The following is an 18020-nucleotide window of genomic DNA, read 5'->3' as shown; positions in this document are numbered from 1 at the left end:
CATTTAGTATATGATAGATAGCAATTGCCTAAGTTTTACCAAAAGCAGTTTACAACAACAAATGTCATTAAAATTTTAGGAGCTCATTATGTCAACCAGTTTTTCAAAAATCGCTGCTCTAGCAGTATTATCAAGTGCTGTGGTATTAGCATCAGGTTGTGCCAACAAACGCGCGACTTCAGAAGTTGTCGTGGCCCCACTAGGTATCCCAGGTGGTCAAGCGGGTTATAACGGCGCGGTTATCGTCGGTAACTCAAATGCTGTTATTACTGGTGCTGAGAACCTGCAAGCGGTTGTATACTTTGCCTTTGATAGCAGTGAAATCACTTCACAAGCGGCTGGCGTATTAAACCAACATGCCGGTCTACTAAGCTCAAACCCAGCAGCCGGTGTTGTTATCGCTGGTCACACTGATGAGCGCGGTAGCCGTGAATATAACATCGCCCTAGGTGAGCGCCGTGCCCAAGCTGCACGTGATTATCTTGCGGCCCAAGGTGTTGCGGTAAATAACATCCGTGTCATCAGTTATGGTGAAGAGCGTCCAGCAGCAGCCGGTACGACTGAAGATGCCTATGCACAAAACCGCCGTGCTGAATTGTCTTACTAATCGCTTTTGATAAGACTTTGTTAGCCTAAATTAATGAGTAGCAAAAAGCCCAGCAAATATATTGTTGGGCTTTTTGCATTCTGCTACGCTAAAATGAATGGTTAAAAGTGGTGTATATTCTGACAAACCTCAGCTATGACCAATTTAAAAATACGAAGAAACCTATCTCTCAACAGCTTTAAGCTAATAGCCTTTACTATAAATAAATGATGCCAACCTTAAACTTACATAATATCCAATACAGTCGACTTGATTCCACGACATGGTGCGCGACGGCTCAGGTAACTGCGTCTTGCCCTCTAGAGTCTTTGCACTTATTCGATAATTTACCATCATTATTTAACGCAAACCTATTGAACATCGACACTGATAAATTCAGTCATATTACTTGGCGCTACCATATTTCTAACGTTTCTCTATCAGCGCGAAAAATCGCTTATGAACAGCGCCAGCAGCAACGTGCTGGTGTACGCTTGTTATTACAATCTCTACTTAACAAGCTAGATATTATTGACAGTTTGAATGACGTAAGCTTCCCCTATCGACTTGTTAACAGCCAATATTACGTGTGCTTTAGTCATACTGGTGCAAGCAGTCAAAATACTTCTACTCAGCCGAGTGGAGAAAAACCTTTTAACGGGTTAGATAATAAAGTTGCGGTTGTTATTAGTTGTCATCGACCGGCAGGCATCGACATAGAAACCAATAACGTTGAGTGGCGGGTGGCAAAGCGCTTTTATCATATTAATGAGATTGCTATCTTACAAACTCTAACCATCACTCAGCGTGACACTGTCGCTAAGTTACTATGGCAAATAAAAGAGAGTTTTATCAAAATTTATCAGTATACCCTTGCCCAAGGGTTAGGTATGGATTACTCCCATCTCATGACTTGCTTAATAAACAGCATCAAAGAAAAACCGCCTTTGTTCGTATTTGAGGATGATAAAACCAAATACTATCTTGCATACTTACCTGAGCAACAGACAGTAATTGTTTATTAAAAAGTACTTAATGTAGGCACATCATTTTGACTTTATTTTAGGCAAAAAAAACGACCCTTTTTAGGATCGTTTTTTTATTACTACTCATCTTCTAATGACAGCCCTTAGACTGTGATTAGATTAGATTAGAAACGGTAAGTTACACCAGCTTTAACGATTGGATACCAAACGTTTTTATCTTTGATTTCTTTTTCTGCCGCTTCTTTAAAGCCTTCTGCTTTAGAACCAGTAACATTAGTTACTTCAGCATCCATCTTACCCATATATGCTGCGCCTAACTCACCGAATACGCCCCAGTTTTGGTTAATGTTTGGACGGTAACCGATAGTAGCATAAGGTGCCAATTTATTTTTGTTTTCAGCTTTGATAGTTGCTGTGTCAACTTGATATTCAACATCATCGATAGAAACAGTTGCATCGCCTTTTGAGTCTGCATCAGCAGCAATTGAAGCTTCAATCTTGTTACGTGGAACCATAGTACCTGCAGCAACTGTGAAGTTGTTAGCAAACGGACGCATTTGAACGCCGATGTATGGATTGCTAAAATCTACATCATAATCCATAGTGCCTTTATAGTTACCATAGCCATCGCCTAATGCCTTGTCCCAGTTAATCCAAGAATCGTTAGCATTTAAGTCTCTATCACCGTCAAAGTTCATGCCAGACCAACCAGCTTGTAACTCAGTTTTATCATTAACCGCCCATGCAACGTTAGCACCGTAGCCTAGTGTGCCAATTTCAGCACTAATAGCAGCTGGGTTAACAGCAGTCTGGAAGAAAGTCTTGGTACCATCAACAACAGCACCCGTAGTGTTACGTACAACACCAGCGTCAGCATTATATGCATAAGCAGGCTCAGCTTGATAAGCTACAGCTACTGGCTCAGCTTCGTATACAACTGCTTCATTACCGTCAACAACGATAACTGGCTCAGCTGCTAATGCAGCACTTGATGCTAAAACAGCAGCAGAGATTGCCGTTAATTTAATAAGTTTCATAGAATACTCTCCTAAAGTGTGAAATAACTCGCCCGTAAAAAAATGATAATTTAGCTTTTTTTAAACAACCATTTTGTTGAGCAGATTAAAACAATTTTGGCTTGAAAAGTCACCCCCATGGATGCGCTTTTTATTTGCCGTTATGTAAAGATTGCATAGATATTGTAATAATTGCTACACCAATCCGCAAAACTTCGCTTTCCTGTTACACAATACTCTCAAAGCAACTGAATAGCACAAACACGAATATTGAATCGCTTAACGCTCATGTAAAGGTATTACAAAACATGTCAGTATAATGACCTATGTCACACTTTAACTCAATTACAGTTATAGAGTTTATTACTACAGTTTGTTGTGGATTGTGAGTTAACGTATCTAACATTACCTAATCACTGATAATTTAGAAGCCAGATAACTTAAAAAACCAGATGATTTAGAAAGCTGTTAGTTAATACTCATTATGAATAGCAGTATGGTACATAAATGTGTTTATATTTAATAAGATATAAGCTTGTCTAAGCGCCATAATATGCTAAATTAGTCTTAGTCATAAAGTTGCTTTTAGACTATGAATTTACTGGTCTTTAGCTAACTAATTACAGCGTCTTTTGTTCTCTGCTTTATTTTTATCATTCTTATTGAGCCATCTATATGCCTAAAGTATCGTCGATTACCCGTGTGTTAGAGATTATCGAAGCCGTATCTTACGCTTCCAAGCCCCTCTCGCCACTTGAGCTATCGCAAGAGCTTGATATCCCAAAACCTACCATTCATCGATTGATTCAAAATTTGGTCGATGAAGGGTTTGTTACGGTGGATATTGGTGGCGGTATTATTCCTGGCAAGCGGGTACGTAATTTGAGCGTTGAGCTTTGGCAGCAGCGTCAATTCTTTAATGAGCGTCAGATAATTCTGCACAAATTGGTTGATGAGATTAAAGAGACCTGTGGTATTGCCATTCCTTATCAAATGGACATGATGTATACCAATCGTGCTAAGACCTCGCTACCGTTACAGATTTATCTCCCTGTCGGCGCAAAATCACCGATGTGGTGTACGGCCACCGGCAAGCTTTATTTAAGCCAGTTATCGGCGACTAGCCGCGCTAAAATACTGCAAGGGCTTCCGCTAGATAAATTTACTAAGAATACGATTACTGATATTGATGGGTTAAATGCCGAGCTTGATCGTATTGCAGAGACGGGTATCGGTATCGACAATGAAGAGTTTATCTCAGAGATGGTAGCAGTATCGGTGCCTGTATTGGATAAAAAATCACGCTATTTGGCTTCTTTATATATTCACGCCCCAACCATCCGCGTGTCATTAGATGAGCTACTGACACACGTGCCGCGTTTGCAAACAGCTGCGCAGGATATTCAAGCTTTGGTGTATGAGCTGCAAAACTAGAGCCTGTATCATTAAGAAAAAATATGACCGAACATAAAAAGGTCCGCGCTATAAAACTAGCGCAGACCTTTTTTTATGCTTTGTTAATAGAATGACGACAATTAGCAAACGCACTCTATTCAAAATCGATTAAGAATTTTAAGCGTTTAGAGCGTTAAGATAGTACTGAGCTATCATGACGCGCCATAATACTAGAAAAGTCTTTATCGCCATTTTCTAGCGTATGTGCTTCATAGAGCTCCGTCGCTTTGGCACCCATTGGAGTTTCAACATCCGTGTCCTTAGCCGTTTGCATCGCAAGGTTAAGATCCTTTTGCATCAACTTACTCATAAAGCCACCTTTATAGCCATTGCTAGATGGGACGTTCTCCATCACTTGCGGATAAGGGTTATAGACTTCTAGTGTCCAGTTACGACCTGAGCTTTGTAGCATAATATCTGACAACACTTTTGGGTCGAGGCCGTTTTTAACCCCTAAGTTAATTGCTTCTGCCGTTCCCGCCATTAGAATGCCTAACAGCATGTTGTTGCAGATTTTCGCGACTTGTCCAGCACCATGGTCGCCTGCATGAAAGATGTTTTTGCCCATAACGGCTAATATCGGCTCAGCTTTGGCGAACGCATCGTCGCTACCACCAACGATAAAGGTTAAACTACCAGCGATAGCACCGCCTGTACCGCCAGAGACTGGCGCATCTAAGAAGTCTATGCCAAGCTTACCTGCTGCCTCTGCTACCAGTCTTGCATCAGCTGCAGCGATGGTACTGCTATCAATGACCAATGTGCCTTTGGGTAATTCTGCCAGTAAGCCATCAGCGCCATCATCTCCTAGATAGACAGAATGGACGTGCTTGCCCGCAGGCAACATGCTAATGACGACTTGTGCATTGCTTGCAGCATCTTTAGGACTATCAGCCACACTGGCACCTGCTTGCTGCAAGCGCGCGGTCGCCTCCGCAGACAAATCATAGACAGAGAGCATATAACCCGCCTTTAATAAATTCTCTGCCATCGGTGCGCCCATATTGCCAAGCCCAATAAAGGCTATATTTGGCTTGGCAGTATTGTTTGAGTCTTTATTGCTTAAATCTGAATCCTTTGTACCCATCTCATCGCTCCTTGATGATTGCTTATGCAGACAGTGCTACACATAGTTTTACGTTTTTTAATTTATACCTGATTCTTATAATGAGCTTACAAGCTCTTAGCGCACAAGCTGGCTGCCTAAGGCTTCATCACCCAACCAATCGCCTAGAGGATGTTCGCCCTTAGCATAAGGGTTTACAAAGTGCTGATGTATATATTCCTGCCCTTCGGTGCTTAGACACTCTGCTAATGAGCGCGACCATTGTGGGTTGCGATCTTTGTCAATCAGTAGCGCACGTACGCCTTCTTTAAAGTCAGGATTGGCCGCACAATGTACCGCTACGTTGGCCTCTAAATACAGAACCTGCTCTAGCGATAAGTCCGTGACTTTATGATAAAGCGCGTAGGTTAAAGCGACAGTAACTGGGCAGCCTTGACGGTACGTATCTACTGCCCGCTGCGTCCAGCTGTCTGCTACAAAGTCTGTATCTAGCTTTGCTAGCGCTTCATCGTTTTGTAGGAGCGCATCGATATCACCCAGTCCACCGCTGTTCATCAACTGCTGGATAGGTTTCCAATATGTCGACAGTTTGCTAGCAGGCAACTCAGCAACAGGCTGTGCTGTCAGTGCACGGCTAACGATACTATGAGCGCTATTGTTGTGACATTTATCGGTGCTACCTGCTGCCACTTGCCAATCGCTCTGTTTTAAGCTTTGTATGATGGCATCATAATCACTACTGGCAACGGCATACTCTGCAAGATTAGATAATAAAGCGTCATTGCCGTTACACATCGCACCTGTTAACCCTAAGAACAAACCTGTTTTAGCTGGCATGCGCTGTAAAAACCAACTGCCAGAAGCATCAGGAAACAGTCCAATAGTTACTTCTGGCATAGCAAAGCGGGTGCGCTCAGTGACCAAACGATGACTACAGCCAGCCATCAAACCCATGCCGCCACCCATAATAATGCCGTTACCCCAGAGTATTAATGGCTTTGGATAAAAATGCATCTGCCGATAAAGACGATACTCATGACCAAAAAACTCTGTCGCATATGGGTTCGGTAGCGGCGCACTGGTAGACATACTGTCATACAGCTTACGGATATCGCCGCCAGCACAAAACGCCTTGTCGCCTGCTCCTTTTAATACCAATGCCACTATCTGATCGTCATTTTGCCACTGCTCTAGCTGCTGGGCTAATAACTGACACATCTCAACACTGAGCGCATTGAGAGATTTGGGCGTGTTTAACGTCATTATTCCAATAAGATGGCCACACTCTGTCGGCTCGGTATCGAACAATACTGGCGCTTCTTGTGTGATGTTTTCTACAGAATTTTGATTATTAGTATCGTCCGTCACTGTCGTCGCTGCTGTCATAAAAGTAACCTAAAAATTAAAAGGAAAGATATTAACGCTAAGTCTGATTCAATTTGGCTTATTTAATTTGACTTATTTATTTTGCCAAGTGGGTTTACGCTTTTCTAAAAACGCTTGCACGCCTTCGCGCTGATCTTTGGTGTCGAACAACTTAACAAAAGCTTCACGCTCATGGATAAGGTTTTGGGCAGGCGGGGTGTTTCTTGCGGCTTGGATAAGCTGTTTAGAGTAACTGACGGCAACAGGAGATTGCTTAGCGACTTTTTGCGCTAATGCTTGCGCCGCTAGTAAACCGCCACCTTTTGCCGTGACTTCTTCGACTAAGCCAATGCGTAATGCGGTCTCGGCATCGACGCGCTCGCCGCACAATATCATACGTTTCGCCCAACCTTCACCAACCAGTAAAGGTAGATTCTGCGTACCGCCCGCGCATGGCAATAAGCCCACGCCGGTCTCCGGTAAGGCCATCTGTGCATGCGCTTCTGCGATACGGATATCACAGGCCAGCGCGCACTCAAGTCCACCGCCCATCGCATAACCATTGATAACCGCGATACTGACACCGCGATACGCTGATAGCGCTTCAAACGCTTCACCAAAAGCGATTGCCATGCTGATTGCTTGGCCTTTATCACCGTCTGAGAAATTGTTTAAATCCGCACCTGCTGAAAAGAACTTCTCGCCGTCGCCATGAATAATTAAGGCGTAAACGTCATCATTGGCATTGAGGTCAGTGACCAGCTGTTTGAGCGCTGGCAGACTGTCCATCGTCCACGTATGGGCTGGCGGGTTATTCAGTGTTACGGTAGCAATGTGACCGTCAATTGATAACTTGAGATTGGTATAATCCGTCATAAATAATCCTTTATTTTATCTGAATTTGGTACGATTTATTGGTTAAGCGCTAGGTAAAATAGCCATAGAAAACCATAGCGAACTTAAAGTACCGTGATAAAAATATTGCCATAAAAAAGTTGCGTACTACGGTTAACGCAATTGACTCAACGCATCATCTTGCATAAGCTGACGCGAGACAATCACTCGCATGATCTCATTAGTGCCTTCTAAAATCTGATGCACACGCAAGTCTCGTACATGGCGCTCAAGCGGATACTCATTTAGATAGCCATAACCACCATGTAGCTGTAAGGCTTCATTGGCAACATCGAAACAAAGATCAGTGGAAAGACGCTTTGCCATCGCACAGTAGGTAGAAGCTTGCCCATCATTGTTATCGACTTTATTAGCCGCTAGATAAAGCATTTGACGCGCGGTAATAGTTTGTGTGAGCATATCAGCAAGCTTAAACTGTACGGACTGTAAGCTGGCAATCGGGCTACCAAATTGGCTACGCTCTTGGACGTAATTGGTCGCGGTCTCTAGCGCTGACTGCGCCGTACCAACTGCACAGATACCGATATTGATACGACCGCCATCTAAGCCTTTCATCGCAATGCGAAAACCTTGGCCTTCCTCGCCGATTAAATTCTCTGCTGGCACTTTGACGTCTTTAAAGCTAATAGCACGCGTCGGCTGCGCTTTCCAACCCATTTTATGCTCGTTTTTACCATACTCAATACCAGCGCTGTCAGCGTCTACCACAAATGCTGAAACCCCTTTTGGGCCTGCACCGCCTGTACGTGCCATGACCACTAAGACGTCTGTCGAGCCTGCGCCCGAGATAAAGGTTTTTTCGCCATTGAGTACATAATGGTCGCCTTGCTTGTCGGCTTTGGTGCGTAATGAAGCAGCATCAGAACCGGCGTTTGGCTCAGTTAAGCAATAGCTGCCAAGCCATTCACCACTGACCATATTGGGTAAATACTTTTTGCACAAGGCATCACTACCATACTCACCGATCATCCAGCCCGCCATGTTATGAATACTCATATACGCGGCGACTGCCGTATCACCCCATGCCAGCTCTTCAAACACCATGGCAGAATCTAAGCGTGGTAGCCCTAAACCATCATATTCTGGGTTGGTATACAGCCCCAAAAAGCCAAGCTCGCCTGATTTCTTAATCACATCGACTGGGAAATGTGAGGTACGATCCCATTCAGCCGCATTCGGCTTTAGCTCTTTTTGGGCAAACTGCCGAGCGGTTTGGCGAAAGGCAATTTGGTCTTCGGTCAATGAGAAATCCATAGGGTCATCCTTGTGCTTGCATAGCAAATATGGTGAAGAAAGTTTAGTAAGTCATCAGTTCAATATCGTTATACAGTATAGCAGCGACAAAACGACAATCATAAATCATGCTTTGTTAAAAACATACTGAGTAAGATTGTCGCTATGTTGTTGAGATGCTGCCAATATAGTGGATTAACGATTACATTGAAATAGTGGTATTCACGCCGCGGCTTGCCTCATCATCAAACCAGCGTGCAGTAACCGTCTTGGTCTGGGTGTAGAATTGTACCGCCTGCTTACCATAAGGACCGAGATCACCAAGTTTACTAGCACGCGAGCCTGAGAACGAGAACATAGGTAGTGGCACAGGAATTGGTAAGTTAATACCGATTTGACCTACTTGCACATCCTGTTGGAATTTATGTGCGGCTGCCCCTGACTGAGTAAAGATAGCCGTACCATTACCATGTGGGTTGGCATTCAATAGCTCAATCGCTTCATCAAGGTCGGCTGCACGCATGATACACAGAACAGGGCCAAAGATTTCTTGCTGATAAATTTGCATATCAGCGGTAACGTTATCAAAGATAGTCGGCCCCACAAAGTTGCCTTTTTCAAACCCTTCCACCGTGATACCGCGACCGTCCAATATTAAATTTGCCCCTTCTTCTACCCCAGTTCCAATCAAATGCTCAACACGGGCTTTTGCGGCAGGAGAAATCAGTGGGCCTAAATCTTTGTCGTCTTTACCTGCTGAAACCACCAAACCTTCTGCTTTGGCTTTGATATCGTCAATCCATTCACCTGCTGCACCGACTAGCACCACGACTGACAGTGCCATACAACGTTGACCGGCGGCACCAAAGGCGGCACCCGCTAACTGATTGAGTGTTTGCTCTTTATTGGCATCAGGTAGGATAACGCCATGGTTTTTGGCACCCATCATACACTGGGCACGTTTGCCAGATTGACTAGCACGCTCATAAACATGCTTGCCGACGTTGGTTGAGCCAACGAATGAAACCGCTTTGATGTCTGGATGATCACAAATGGCATCAACGGTGGCCTTGCCGCCATGTACCACGTTTAGCACGCCTTCAGGCACGCCCGCTTCCACTGCCAACTCAACCAGACGCATGGTGACCATTGGGTCTTGCTCAGAAGGTTTTAGAATGAATGTGTTACCCGTAGCAATCGCCATTGGGAACATCCATAGTGGAATCATCGCTGGGAAGTTAAACGGGGTGATACCAGCACAGACGCCAAGTGGCTGCCAGATACTATAGGTATCAACGCCTGAGGCGACGTTTTCAACGAAGTCGCCGATTTGCAGATTGGCAATACCTGCTGCATGTTCGACGACTTCTAGACCACGGAATACATCCCCGCGAGCGTCAGCGATAGTCTTGCCCTGCTCTGCTGTCAGGATTTCTGCCAGCTCATCCATATGATCGCGTATGAGTGCTTGATACTTTAAAAAGATACGCGCACGCGTGGTGATTGGCGTTTTGCGCCATGTCTGAAAGGCTTTCTGAGCGGCAGCGACGGCTTGATTGATTTCATCATCAGTGGTTTGCGGGACTTTAGCGATGACTTCTTGCGTGGCGGGATCGGTGATATCAATCCATTCGCTGGTATTAGAATCAACGAATTGACCATTGATGAGCTGTTTAACGTGGTGCATAAGATATCCTTATCTTGTTTGCGAGACTACCCTTTTATGGTGTCCTAGTATTCAAAAAAGAGATAAAAACGATAAGTTTTTATCAATCAAACTTAATTTTTAAAATGATTTATTTCGTATCGTTATTGACTATAGCAATAAATCAATTTTAGGGTCAAGTGCTTTATCAAACTTTTATCTAAGAATTTGTGACTCTTTAAATTCTCTAACATTTAAAAACCAAAAAGCCCATGATTGTACATGAGCTTTTCGATATTAAGATACATGGCTTTTTTCAATTAATACGCTATTAGATTAATAGTCTTTCATCGACTGCTTAATCGCATCAATCGCGGTTGGGTTATCAAGCGTTGACATATCACCTGTCTCATTACCTTCTGCTAAAGCACGAATAGCGCGGCGTAATATTTTGCCGGAGCGCGTTTTTGGTAATGCTTGCGGAAAATAAATCGCCGCCGGTTTGGCAATACCGCCAAGGGATTTTACCACGGCACCGATGACTTGCTGCTCAATACGGAAACGGTTTTCGGTCGTCGCCACTTGCTCATGATCTTTTAACACACAAAAAGCAATGGGCAACTCGCCTTTTAATTCGTCCTGAATACCCACGACTGCACATTCTGCCATCTCTGGATGGGTGCTTATCGCCTCTTCAATCTCTTGGGTGCCGATACGGTGGCCGGCGACGTTAATCACATCATCGGTACGTCCTAAGATATAAAAATAACCATCTTCATCCGTCACTGCATAGTCCGAGGTTGAGTATTGCTTGCCATCAAACAGACCAAAATAGCTGCTGATAAAGCGTTCGTCATTGCGCCATACCGTCGTGAGACAACCGGGTGGCAATGGAGCACTAATGGCTAGTAGTCCTTTTTCACCAGCAGCACAAGGTTCACCGGTCTCTTCATTGATGACATGCGCGTCATAGCCATACATGGGATAACCGGGCGAGCCCTGCTTATGCGGCTTATGATTGAATTTGGGCGTATTACTTAGAATCGGCCAGCCAGACTCTGTCTGCCAATAATGATCTAAAATCGGTACGCCTAGATGCTTGGTCAACCAATTGGCCGTTGATTCATCGAGTGGCTCACCTGCTAAAAAGAATGACTTGAGACTAGAGACATCATAGCGTGTCATCCAAGTCTCATCTTGTTTTTTAAGCATACGTACACCGGTCGGTGCCGTAAATAGAATATTCACTTTGTTGGCCTCAACAATCCGCCACCAAATACCTGGGTTTGGACGATGTGGCAAGCCCTCATACATCACACTGGTCATGCCAGCGAGCAATGGCGCATAAATGGTATAAGAATGCCCAACCGCCCAGCCGATATCAGATATCGCCCAAAAGGTCTCGCCTGCTTTGCCATCGTAGATATAATCTATCGATGTCGTTAGCGCCACTGCATGGCCGCCGGTATCACGCTGCACACCTTTTGGCGTACCGGTAGTGCCTGAAGTATAAAGCAAATAAGATGGCGTATTGGACTCTAGCCAGACTGGTTCGACAATCGCATTGGCTTCACAGCTGATACGGCGCTGGGTTGCATAATCGACATCGATAGCTTTTTTCTCAAACGGCAACACACCACGATTGACGACTAGTACATGCTCGGGCTTGACCGTTGCTTGCTCAACGCCTTGATTGACCAAGCTCTTATAATTAACAACCTTACCGCCACGTAGACCCGCATCTACTGTGATGACCATTTTTGCTTCGGCATCATCCATACGAATGGCCAAGTTATGGGCAGCAAAGCCACCAAATACCACCGAATGCACCGCACCGATACGCGCACAGGCTAGCATGGCATAAGACGCCTCTAATATCATCGGCATATAGATGATGACGCGATCGCCCTTGCCGATACCATGACGCTGTAGCACATCGGCAAAGTAATTGACTTCTTTATAAAGGTCATTATAAGTCAGGCGACGCTTGGTATAGTCAGTATAAAGCTCAACGTTATTGCCCAAATCTTTAAAGGCATCGACGACGGTAGGAAAGGTTTCGATTAATTCTTGGTTAATCTCAGAGGATAGCCAAATAAAAGCATCCTGCTCTGCGCGCTCTGCAAGATGGCGATCGACACAGTTATAACAAAGGTTGGTCTCACCGCCGACGAACCATTTAGCAAACGGCAGATTGCTGTCATCAAGGATTTGCTCAGGCTCTTTATGCCAATAAATGCGCTTGGCTTGCTCAGCCCAAAACTGCTCGCGATTATCAATGGAGGACTGATAAATATCTGCAAAGGTTTGCTTGCTATCAAATGACGCTTGAGAATTTTGGCTAGAGGATTGATTGAAGCTTTGATTATTATTTTGATTCACAGCTTGATTGCTGGTTTGATGACTGCTTTGATTGCTGGTTTGATTGCTGGTTTGAGAGTTAGCTTGCTCGTTCATAATGGCTGTCCTTAGCGTAAACGATGGGTAATGCTGTAAGTTTTTATAAAAAGCAATGTTATAAGAAGCGATGTTATAAGAAGCAATGTTATAAGATATAACTTCATAATATGATGCTTTATAAGATACGCTCTTATTCAATAATATCATAATATAAAACTGGCTATCCCTGCCAGAACTGAAAAACCGATACGTTATGTATCGGTTTAAAATGTAGCAGAGCTAGTGATAAAGGTCAACTATTAAGGGTGTCAGCTACTTGATATTTTGCTAGCCATAATCGCATTAAAAGTTAACCAATCTAAGCGATTACACCTCTGTTTGATTGGCATACATCTCGCGCATGACTTTTTTGTCATGTTTCCCTACCGAGGTTTTTGGTAGCTCATCGACGAATTTAAACTGACTTGGCACGCCATACTTAGGAATAATACCGCGCTCAACAGCTTGCTCGGCAATCGCTTTGATGTCATCGGCGCTGGTATCTTGGCAAGCAGGTTTAAGCACAATCAAGGCTAGCGGACGCTCACCCCACTGCTTATCACGCACACCAATCACTGACACGTCAGCCACCGCTGGATGTAACGATAAAATCGTCTCAATCTCTAATGACGATATCCACTCACCGCCTGATTTAATCACGTCTTTTAGACGATCGGTGATTTTAATATAACCATCAGGCTGGATGTAGGCGATATCTTGCGTATGCATATAGCCATTTTCCCACAGCTCTTTACCCGCATCGTCATTTTTCAGATAGCTCTGCGTTAACCAAGGCGCGCGCAGCACCAACTCGCCCGTATTGTCTTTACCCATACCGACAGATTCATTGTCAGTATTCCATACTTGAGCGTCTACCATCAGTACCGGCTTACCGGTCATACAACGGCGGGCGATATCTTCTTCTGCAGACATCTCAGGTTCATTGAGGCTAAATTCTGTCAAGCTAATAAGGGGTGCGGTCTCAGACATACCATAGCCAGTATAAACTTCAATACCTTGTGCCAATGCTGCTTTTGCTAAGCCTTCGGTCAGTTTAGAGCCACCGATAATCATTTTTAAACCATTAAAACTGGCATCGCGATCTTGCGCTTCTTTGAGTACCATCTGCAAAATCGTTGGTACGCAATGGGTGATACTGACCTTTTCATTGATAATTAAATCCATCAATACATCGGGCGCATAGCGACCTGGATAGACTTGTTTTAGACCAACCATAGTGGCGGTAAACGGGAAACCCCACGCATGAACGTGGAACATCGGCGTCATCGGCATATACACATCACCGTAACTGACGCCTTGTTTGTTGGGCAGCATACCCAATGACGCCGCTTCCGTCAGCGTATGTAATACCAATTGACGATGGCTAAAAAACACCCCTTTTGGATCGCCGGTCGTACCTGAAGTATAGAAGGTGGTGGCAATGGTATTTTCATCAAAATCTGGGAATTCAAACTCGCTACTAGCGGCATCTAACAGCGCTTCATATTCACCGGTGACGCGATTTTGATTGCCGCCAAAGACGCCTTCATGCGTCACGCCATTGTCATCAAGCCAAATAATATGCTCAATACTGGAGTTTTCAAACTGATAATCTTTCACCAAGGGCGCAAATTCAGAATTGAGCAGCAATACTTTTGGTTTAGCATGGTTGATGGTATAAAGGATTTTTTCAGGTGACAGGCGGATATTGACGGTTTGCAAGATATATTCTGACATCGGTATCGCAAAGTACGATTCTAAGTAGCGATGACTGTCCCAATCCATAACCGCAATCACATCACCGGCATCAAGCTTTAAATCTGCTAAAACATTGGCTAAGCGATTGATACGCTGAAACAATTCTTTATAAGTGAAGCGCTTTTTATCGGCATAAACGATTTCTTGCTCTAGCGACACCGTTTTGGCACGATTTAACAGTTGCTTGACGATTAGGGGATAATCGTAGGCTGACGGCGCACTATGATAAATATTTGACATAAATTTAACTTCCTTGTGGATGGCGTTACGTATTTTAAAAGCACTTTTAATAGGTTTTAGAAAACATATAAAAACAGAGCATTTTTATCGGTATACGCGTGGCTATAATGGATGGCAATACTTATCGTCATTCTTGATAAGCTCTATTGATAGTAAGAAAAAACCTAGGCTATGTAAAGCGTGCTTGCGTAAGTAGCATACGATGGCCAGTACGTTGATTGGCATTTAAACACACGAGTTATTATGTTATGACAAGGCCATATTAAGTGAAAAGATATAGTGCTAAAAATTGCTATATTAAAATGTGCTGCACTAAAAGCCAGCTTATCAAAAGAATTATTTTCTTAATAATAGGCGCTCAAAAAACGCTATCAAAAAATCCTCTTAATTCGCGCGAGGATTTGTTTTGACCATCCCAATGCTAGCAACCAATAACGCCAGCACTTGTACAAACAATAATAACCAAACTGTCAGCGACCATTGGCCACGCGCATAAGCGATGCCGCAGAGCCATGCGCCCATCGTGCCGCCTGCGTAATAACCCATATAATATAAGCCCGACGCCAATGAACGTCCTTTTTTAACATTGACCGCGATATAACTGATGGTAGCAGCTTGCGTAATAAAGACGCCAGTGGACATAACAGCAAGCCCTATCACGACTCCCCAAAGCGGTGTTAGCAATGTTAGCAGCACGCCAAGCATCGAGATAACCATCGCTACTCGAACCGTACGCGCTGAGCCAAATCGGCGTAGCAACGTCGTTGATAATGGGGTGATGATAACCCCAATTAAATACACGGCAAAAATATTGGCAAGCGCACCCGTGCTTAATTCATAAGGTGTATCGGCCAGATGCAAATTAATAAAGGTAAAACAGCCAACCAACGAGAACAACACGCAAGCACCAAGTAAGCAGGACGTGACGACATAACGGTTGACTAAATGCTCACCAAGGGTTTGCATGGCTGAGCGAAAATTGGGATTGGCAACAAAGTGCCGTGACGATGGCAGCATTTTACCGACCCACAGCGCTCCGACAAGCGTCATACCTGCCATTACATAGTAGCCGGCGCGCCAACCAATGAGCTCATGCAAGTGCCCCAGTAAAAAACGCCCCATAAAGCCGCCAAGTACCGAGCCTGACACATAAAACGACATCAGCTCAGTGACCGCGCGCCCCTCAAACTCTTCACCGATATAAGCAATCGTCACCACCGTAATGCCCGGTACAGACAATCCCTGCATAAACCGCCACATGCCCATCCAACCGATATTGGGACTTTGGGCAATTAACGCAGTAGGTATCGCTAAAAACAAGAGCGCTCCAACGATAAATGACTTACGACCAACGGCATCAGAAAGCATGCCCAAAAATGGCGACATGATAGCAATCGCCAATATAGTGGCACCGACAATCATGCCCGCCTGCACCTCAGTTGCGGACATATCCACCATCAATACTGGCAAAATAGCCTGAATAGAATAGACCTGCAAAAAAGCAAACATCCCAATCAAGCCAATTGTCAGCTTCAATACCCATGAAGGCGCATCAAATGGCAGCGGTTGATTGGGTGGCTGAGTGGGCATTTGAATATGGCGGCGGATAGCGCTGCTATCTTTGCCACTGCCATCAACATTGACATTGATGTCGCTATCTATACTGTTATTTATATTATTATTCAAAGTATTACTGACTATATTGGACGCCTTTTTTAGCTGGAAGCTAGACGGCATAGGTGAGAGAAATAAAGCGATAGCATGAAATCGTTATAATAATAAAACTTATGACTGACTATAAAACGATGCATGGTTTGTGAGTTTATCACAGCAAATACCAGACTCAGGTTTCGGTGTGTTATTCGCGATGCTATTTATGAATGTTATTTATAATAAAGGATTTTTATTCAAGTGCTTTTAATGACAAATTTTTCAACCCTAAAACGCTAGGCTGATTTTAACACTGTAGAGGTGATTAATATTTTTGACAGCTAATAGATTACTGTCTACTATTATTTTGCCCTGCTATTTATGATTGATATCGCCACTTTAGCCCTAGCCTGACAAAGTAATGCATAGAATAAAGTAACGCACAGAATAAACCTTACATACAAAAAGACCTCAAATAATAGACCCTTTATCATGTTAAACAACGCTATTTATCCAAGATTGATTGCCGCGACAGGCGCACTGATTGTTTCTATGCATGTGGCAGCGGTCACATCAGAACAAGTAACCCCAATTAAACAGCCAGCAATTGAAAAGCTTTCAATTAATGAGCTGTCAACCGCCACCTTAGCAACCAAAGTGCCCGCAACTAAAATACCTTTAACCACGACAACATCAGCATCGCCTACCTCAAACTGTATTCCTGACAGTGTCATTACCGCGGCTGAGCTGTCAGCTACGCGCGATAATGGTCCTTTTACGGTGGCAAGTAAATCTGTTCCTCGGCAACTAGCCAATGGCTTCGGCGGCGGAACCATTCATTATCCTACCAATGCTGGAGACTGCGGTCTGTTAGGCGGTATCGCAGTGATTCCCGGTTATGTGTCTTACGAAGCCTCTATCAAATGGTGGGGGCCGCGTCTGGCATCTTGGGGATTTGTGGTTATTACTATCGATACCAACTCTATTTATGATGACCCCGATAGCCGTGCGACGCAGTTGAGCGCCGCGCTCGATCATATTCTTAGCGATAGTACGGTGGGTGCGCAAATAGATAGCACACGTTTAGGGGCTATCGGCTGGTCAATGGGCGGTGGTGGCGCGCTGCAGTTAGCGACCAAGCGCAGTGACGTTCGGGCCATTATTCCGCAAACGCCCTATCATGATAAAGACTACGGCAACATGGACACGCCTGCTTTATTTATTACCTGTCAAAATGACCGCATTGCCTCTAATAAAAAGTACAGCAGTCCGTTTTATAATAATGCTGCTGGCGCAAAAATGAAGATTGAGATAAAAAATGGCAGCCACTTTTGTCCAAGCTATCGCTTTAACGAGATATTACTCAGCAAACCGGGTATTGCTTGGATGCACCGCTACATCAATGAGGATACTCGCTTCGATAAATTCTTATGCAACAATGAAAATTATGGCAACAGCCCCCGTATATCTGCTTACCATTATAAAGATTGTGGATAAGCACTGCTCTTAAATCGCCTTGCATTTAATACTTTTTCTCCTTTATCTTTTTTAAACTTACATATTTATAGTGCTGATATCTTTTTTCTTACAGACTTTGCATGCTTAAAAAACCATAATCAGAACGTATGCATAATTCATTGCTATTACTAGGGCGTGTCTTCAATTG

Annotated in this window: 13 protein-coding genes; 4 read left to right on the top strand and 9 right to left on the bottom strand. The window is 44.0% G+C overall.

Annotation, left to right across the window (positions count from 1 at the left end; translation table 11 throughout):
* The first annotated feature begins 88 nt into the window (after positions 1 to 88).
* Positions 89 to 607: a peptidoglycan-associated lipoprotein Pal gene (gene pal, locus B3Q63_RS07775; RefSeq protein WP_201619355.1), complete on the top strand. Its 519-nt coding sequence runs from the start codon at positions 89 to 91 to the stop codon at positions 605 to 607.
* 353 nt (positions 608 to 960) lie between these two features.
* Positions 961 to 1611 carry a 4'-phosphopantetheinyl transferase family protein gene (locus tag B3Q63_RS07770; protein ID WP_296175504.1) on the top strand — a complete coding sequence of 217 codons (651 nt, stop codon included), beginning with the start codon at positions 961 to 963 and terminating at the stop codon, positions 1609 to 1611.
* 125 nt (positions 1612 to 1736) lie between these two features.
* Here B3Q63_RS07770 and B3Q63_RS07765 read toward each other — a convergent pair whose 3' ends face one another.
* Positions 1737 to 2609, bottom strand: coding sequence for a hypothetical protein (locus B3Q63_RS07765; protein WP_296175502.1), 873 nt, complete (start codon positions 2607 to 2609; stop codon positions 1737 to 1739).
* 654 nt (positions 2610 to 3263) lie between these two features.
* On the opposite strand from B3Q63_RS07765, the gene B3Q63_RS07760 reads away from it, so the two are divergent.
* Entirely contained in the window at positions 3264 to 4022 is a 759-nt protein-coding gene (locus B3Q63_RS07760; RefSeq protein WP_296175500.1) for an IclR family transcriptional regulator, read from the top strand.
* Positions 4023 to 4176: 154 nt separating this feature from the next.
* Here B3Q63_RS07760 and mmsB read toward each other — a convergent pair whose 3' ends face one another.
* From mmsB to B3Q63_RS07720, 8 genes are all read right to left on the bottom strand, one after another.
* Positions 4177 to 5130 (bottom strand): 3-hydroxyisobutyrate dehydrogenase, encoded by a 954-nt coding sequence (mmsB, locus tag B3Q63_RS07755; RefSeq protein ID WP_296175498.1) that lies wholly within the window; start codon positions 5128 to 5130, stop codon positions 4177 to 4179.
* 96 nt (positions 5131 to 5226) lie between these two features.
* Positions 5227 to 6495, bottom strand: coding sequence for an enoyl-CoA hydratase/isomerase family protein (locus B3Q63_RS07750; RefSeq protein WP_296175495.1), 1269 nt, complete (start codon positions 6493 to 6495; stop codon positions 5227 to 5229).
* Between the two features lie 72 nt (positions 6496 to 6567).
* Complete coding sequence (locus B3Q63_RS07745) at positions 6568 to 7350, bottom strand: enoyl-CoA hydratase (RefSeq protein ID WP_271134512.1); 783 nt, start codon at positions 7348 to 7350, stop codon at positions 6568 to 6570.
* A gap of 132 nt (positions 7351 to 7482) precedes the next feature.
* The gene (locus B3Q63_RS07740; RefSeq protein WP_201567341.1) at positions 7483 to 8643 is read right to left on the bottom strand and encodes an acyl-CoA dehydrogenase family protein; all 1161 of its coding nucleotides are present in this window, start codon (positions 8641 to 8643) and stop codon (positions 7483 to 7485) included.
* Positions 8644 to 8824: 181 nt separating this feature from the next.
* Positions 8825 to 10309 (bottom strand): CoA-acylating methylmalonate-semialdehyde dehydrogenase, encoded by a 1485-nt coding sequence (locus B3Q63_RS07735; RefSeq protein WP_296175492.1) that lies wholly within the window; start codon positions 10307 to 10309, stop codon positions 8825 to 8827.
* Positions 10310 to 10603: 294 nt separating this feature from the next.
* Positions 10604 to 12724 (bottom strand): propionate--CoA ligase, encoded by a 2121-nt coding sequence (locus tag B3Q63_RS07730; RefSeq protein ID WP_296175490.1) that lies wholly within the window; start codon positions 12722 to 12724, stop codon positions 10604 to 10606.
* Positions 12725 to 13033: 309 nt separating this feature from the next.
* Positions 13034 to 14704 carry a fatty acid--CoA ligase gene (locus tag B3Q63_RS07725; RefSeq protein WP_296175488.1) on the bottom strand — a complete coding sequence of 557 codons (1671 nt, stop codon included), beginning with the start codon at positions 14702 to 14704 and terminating at the stop codon, positions 13034 to 13036.
* A 384-nt stretch (positions 14705 to 15088) separates the two neighbouring features.
* Positions 15089 to 16294: an MFS transporter gene (locus tag B3Q63_RS07720; protein ID WP_296175552.1), complete on the bottom strand. Its 1206-nt coding sequence runs from the start codon at positions 16292 to 16294 to the stop codon at positions 15089 to 15091.
* A 552-nt stretch (positions 16295 to 16846) separates the two neighbouring features.
* On the opposite strand from B3Q63_RS07720, the gene B3Q63_RS07715 reads away from it, so the two are divergent.
* Positions 16847 to 17851: a dienelactone hydrolase family protein gene (locus B3Q63_RS07715; protein ID WP_296175487.1), complete on the top strand. Its 1005-nt coding sequence runs from the start codon at positions 16847 to 16849 to the stop codon at positions 17849 to 17851.
* Positions 17852 to 18020: the final 169 nt, after the last annotated feature.

This window comes from Psychrobacter sp. UBA2769, from assembly GCF_002352555.1.
In the GTDB taxonomy this organism is placed as follows: domain Bacteria; phylum Pseudomonadota; class Gammaproteobacteria; order Pseudomonadales; family Moraxellaceae; genus Psychrobacter; species Psychrobacter maritimus.
This window is presented reverse-complemented; position numbering and strand designations above follow the sequence as displayed.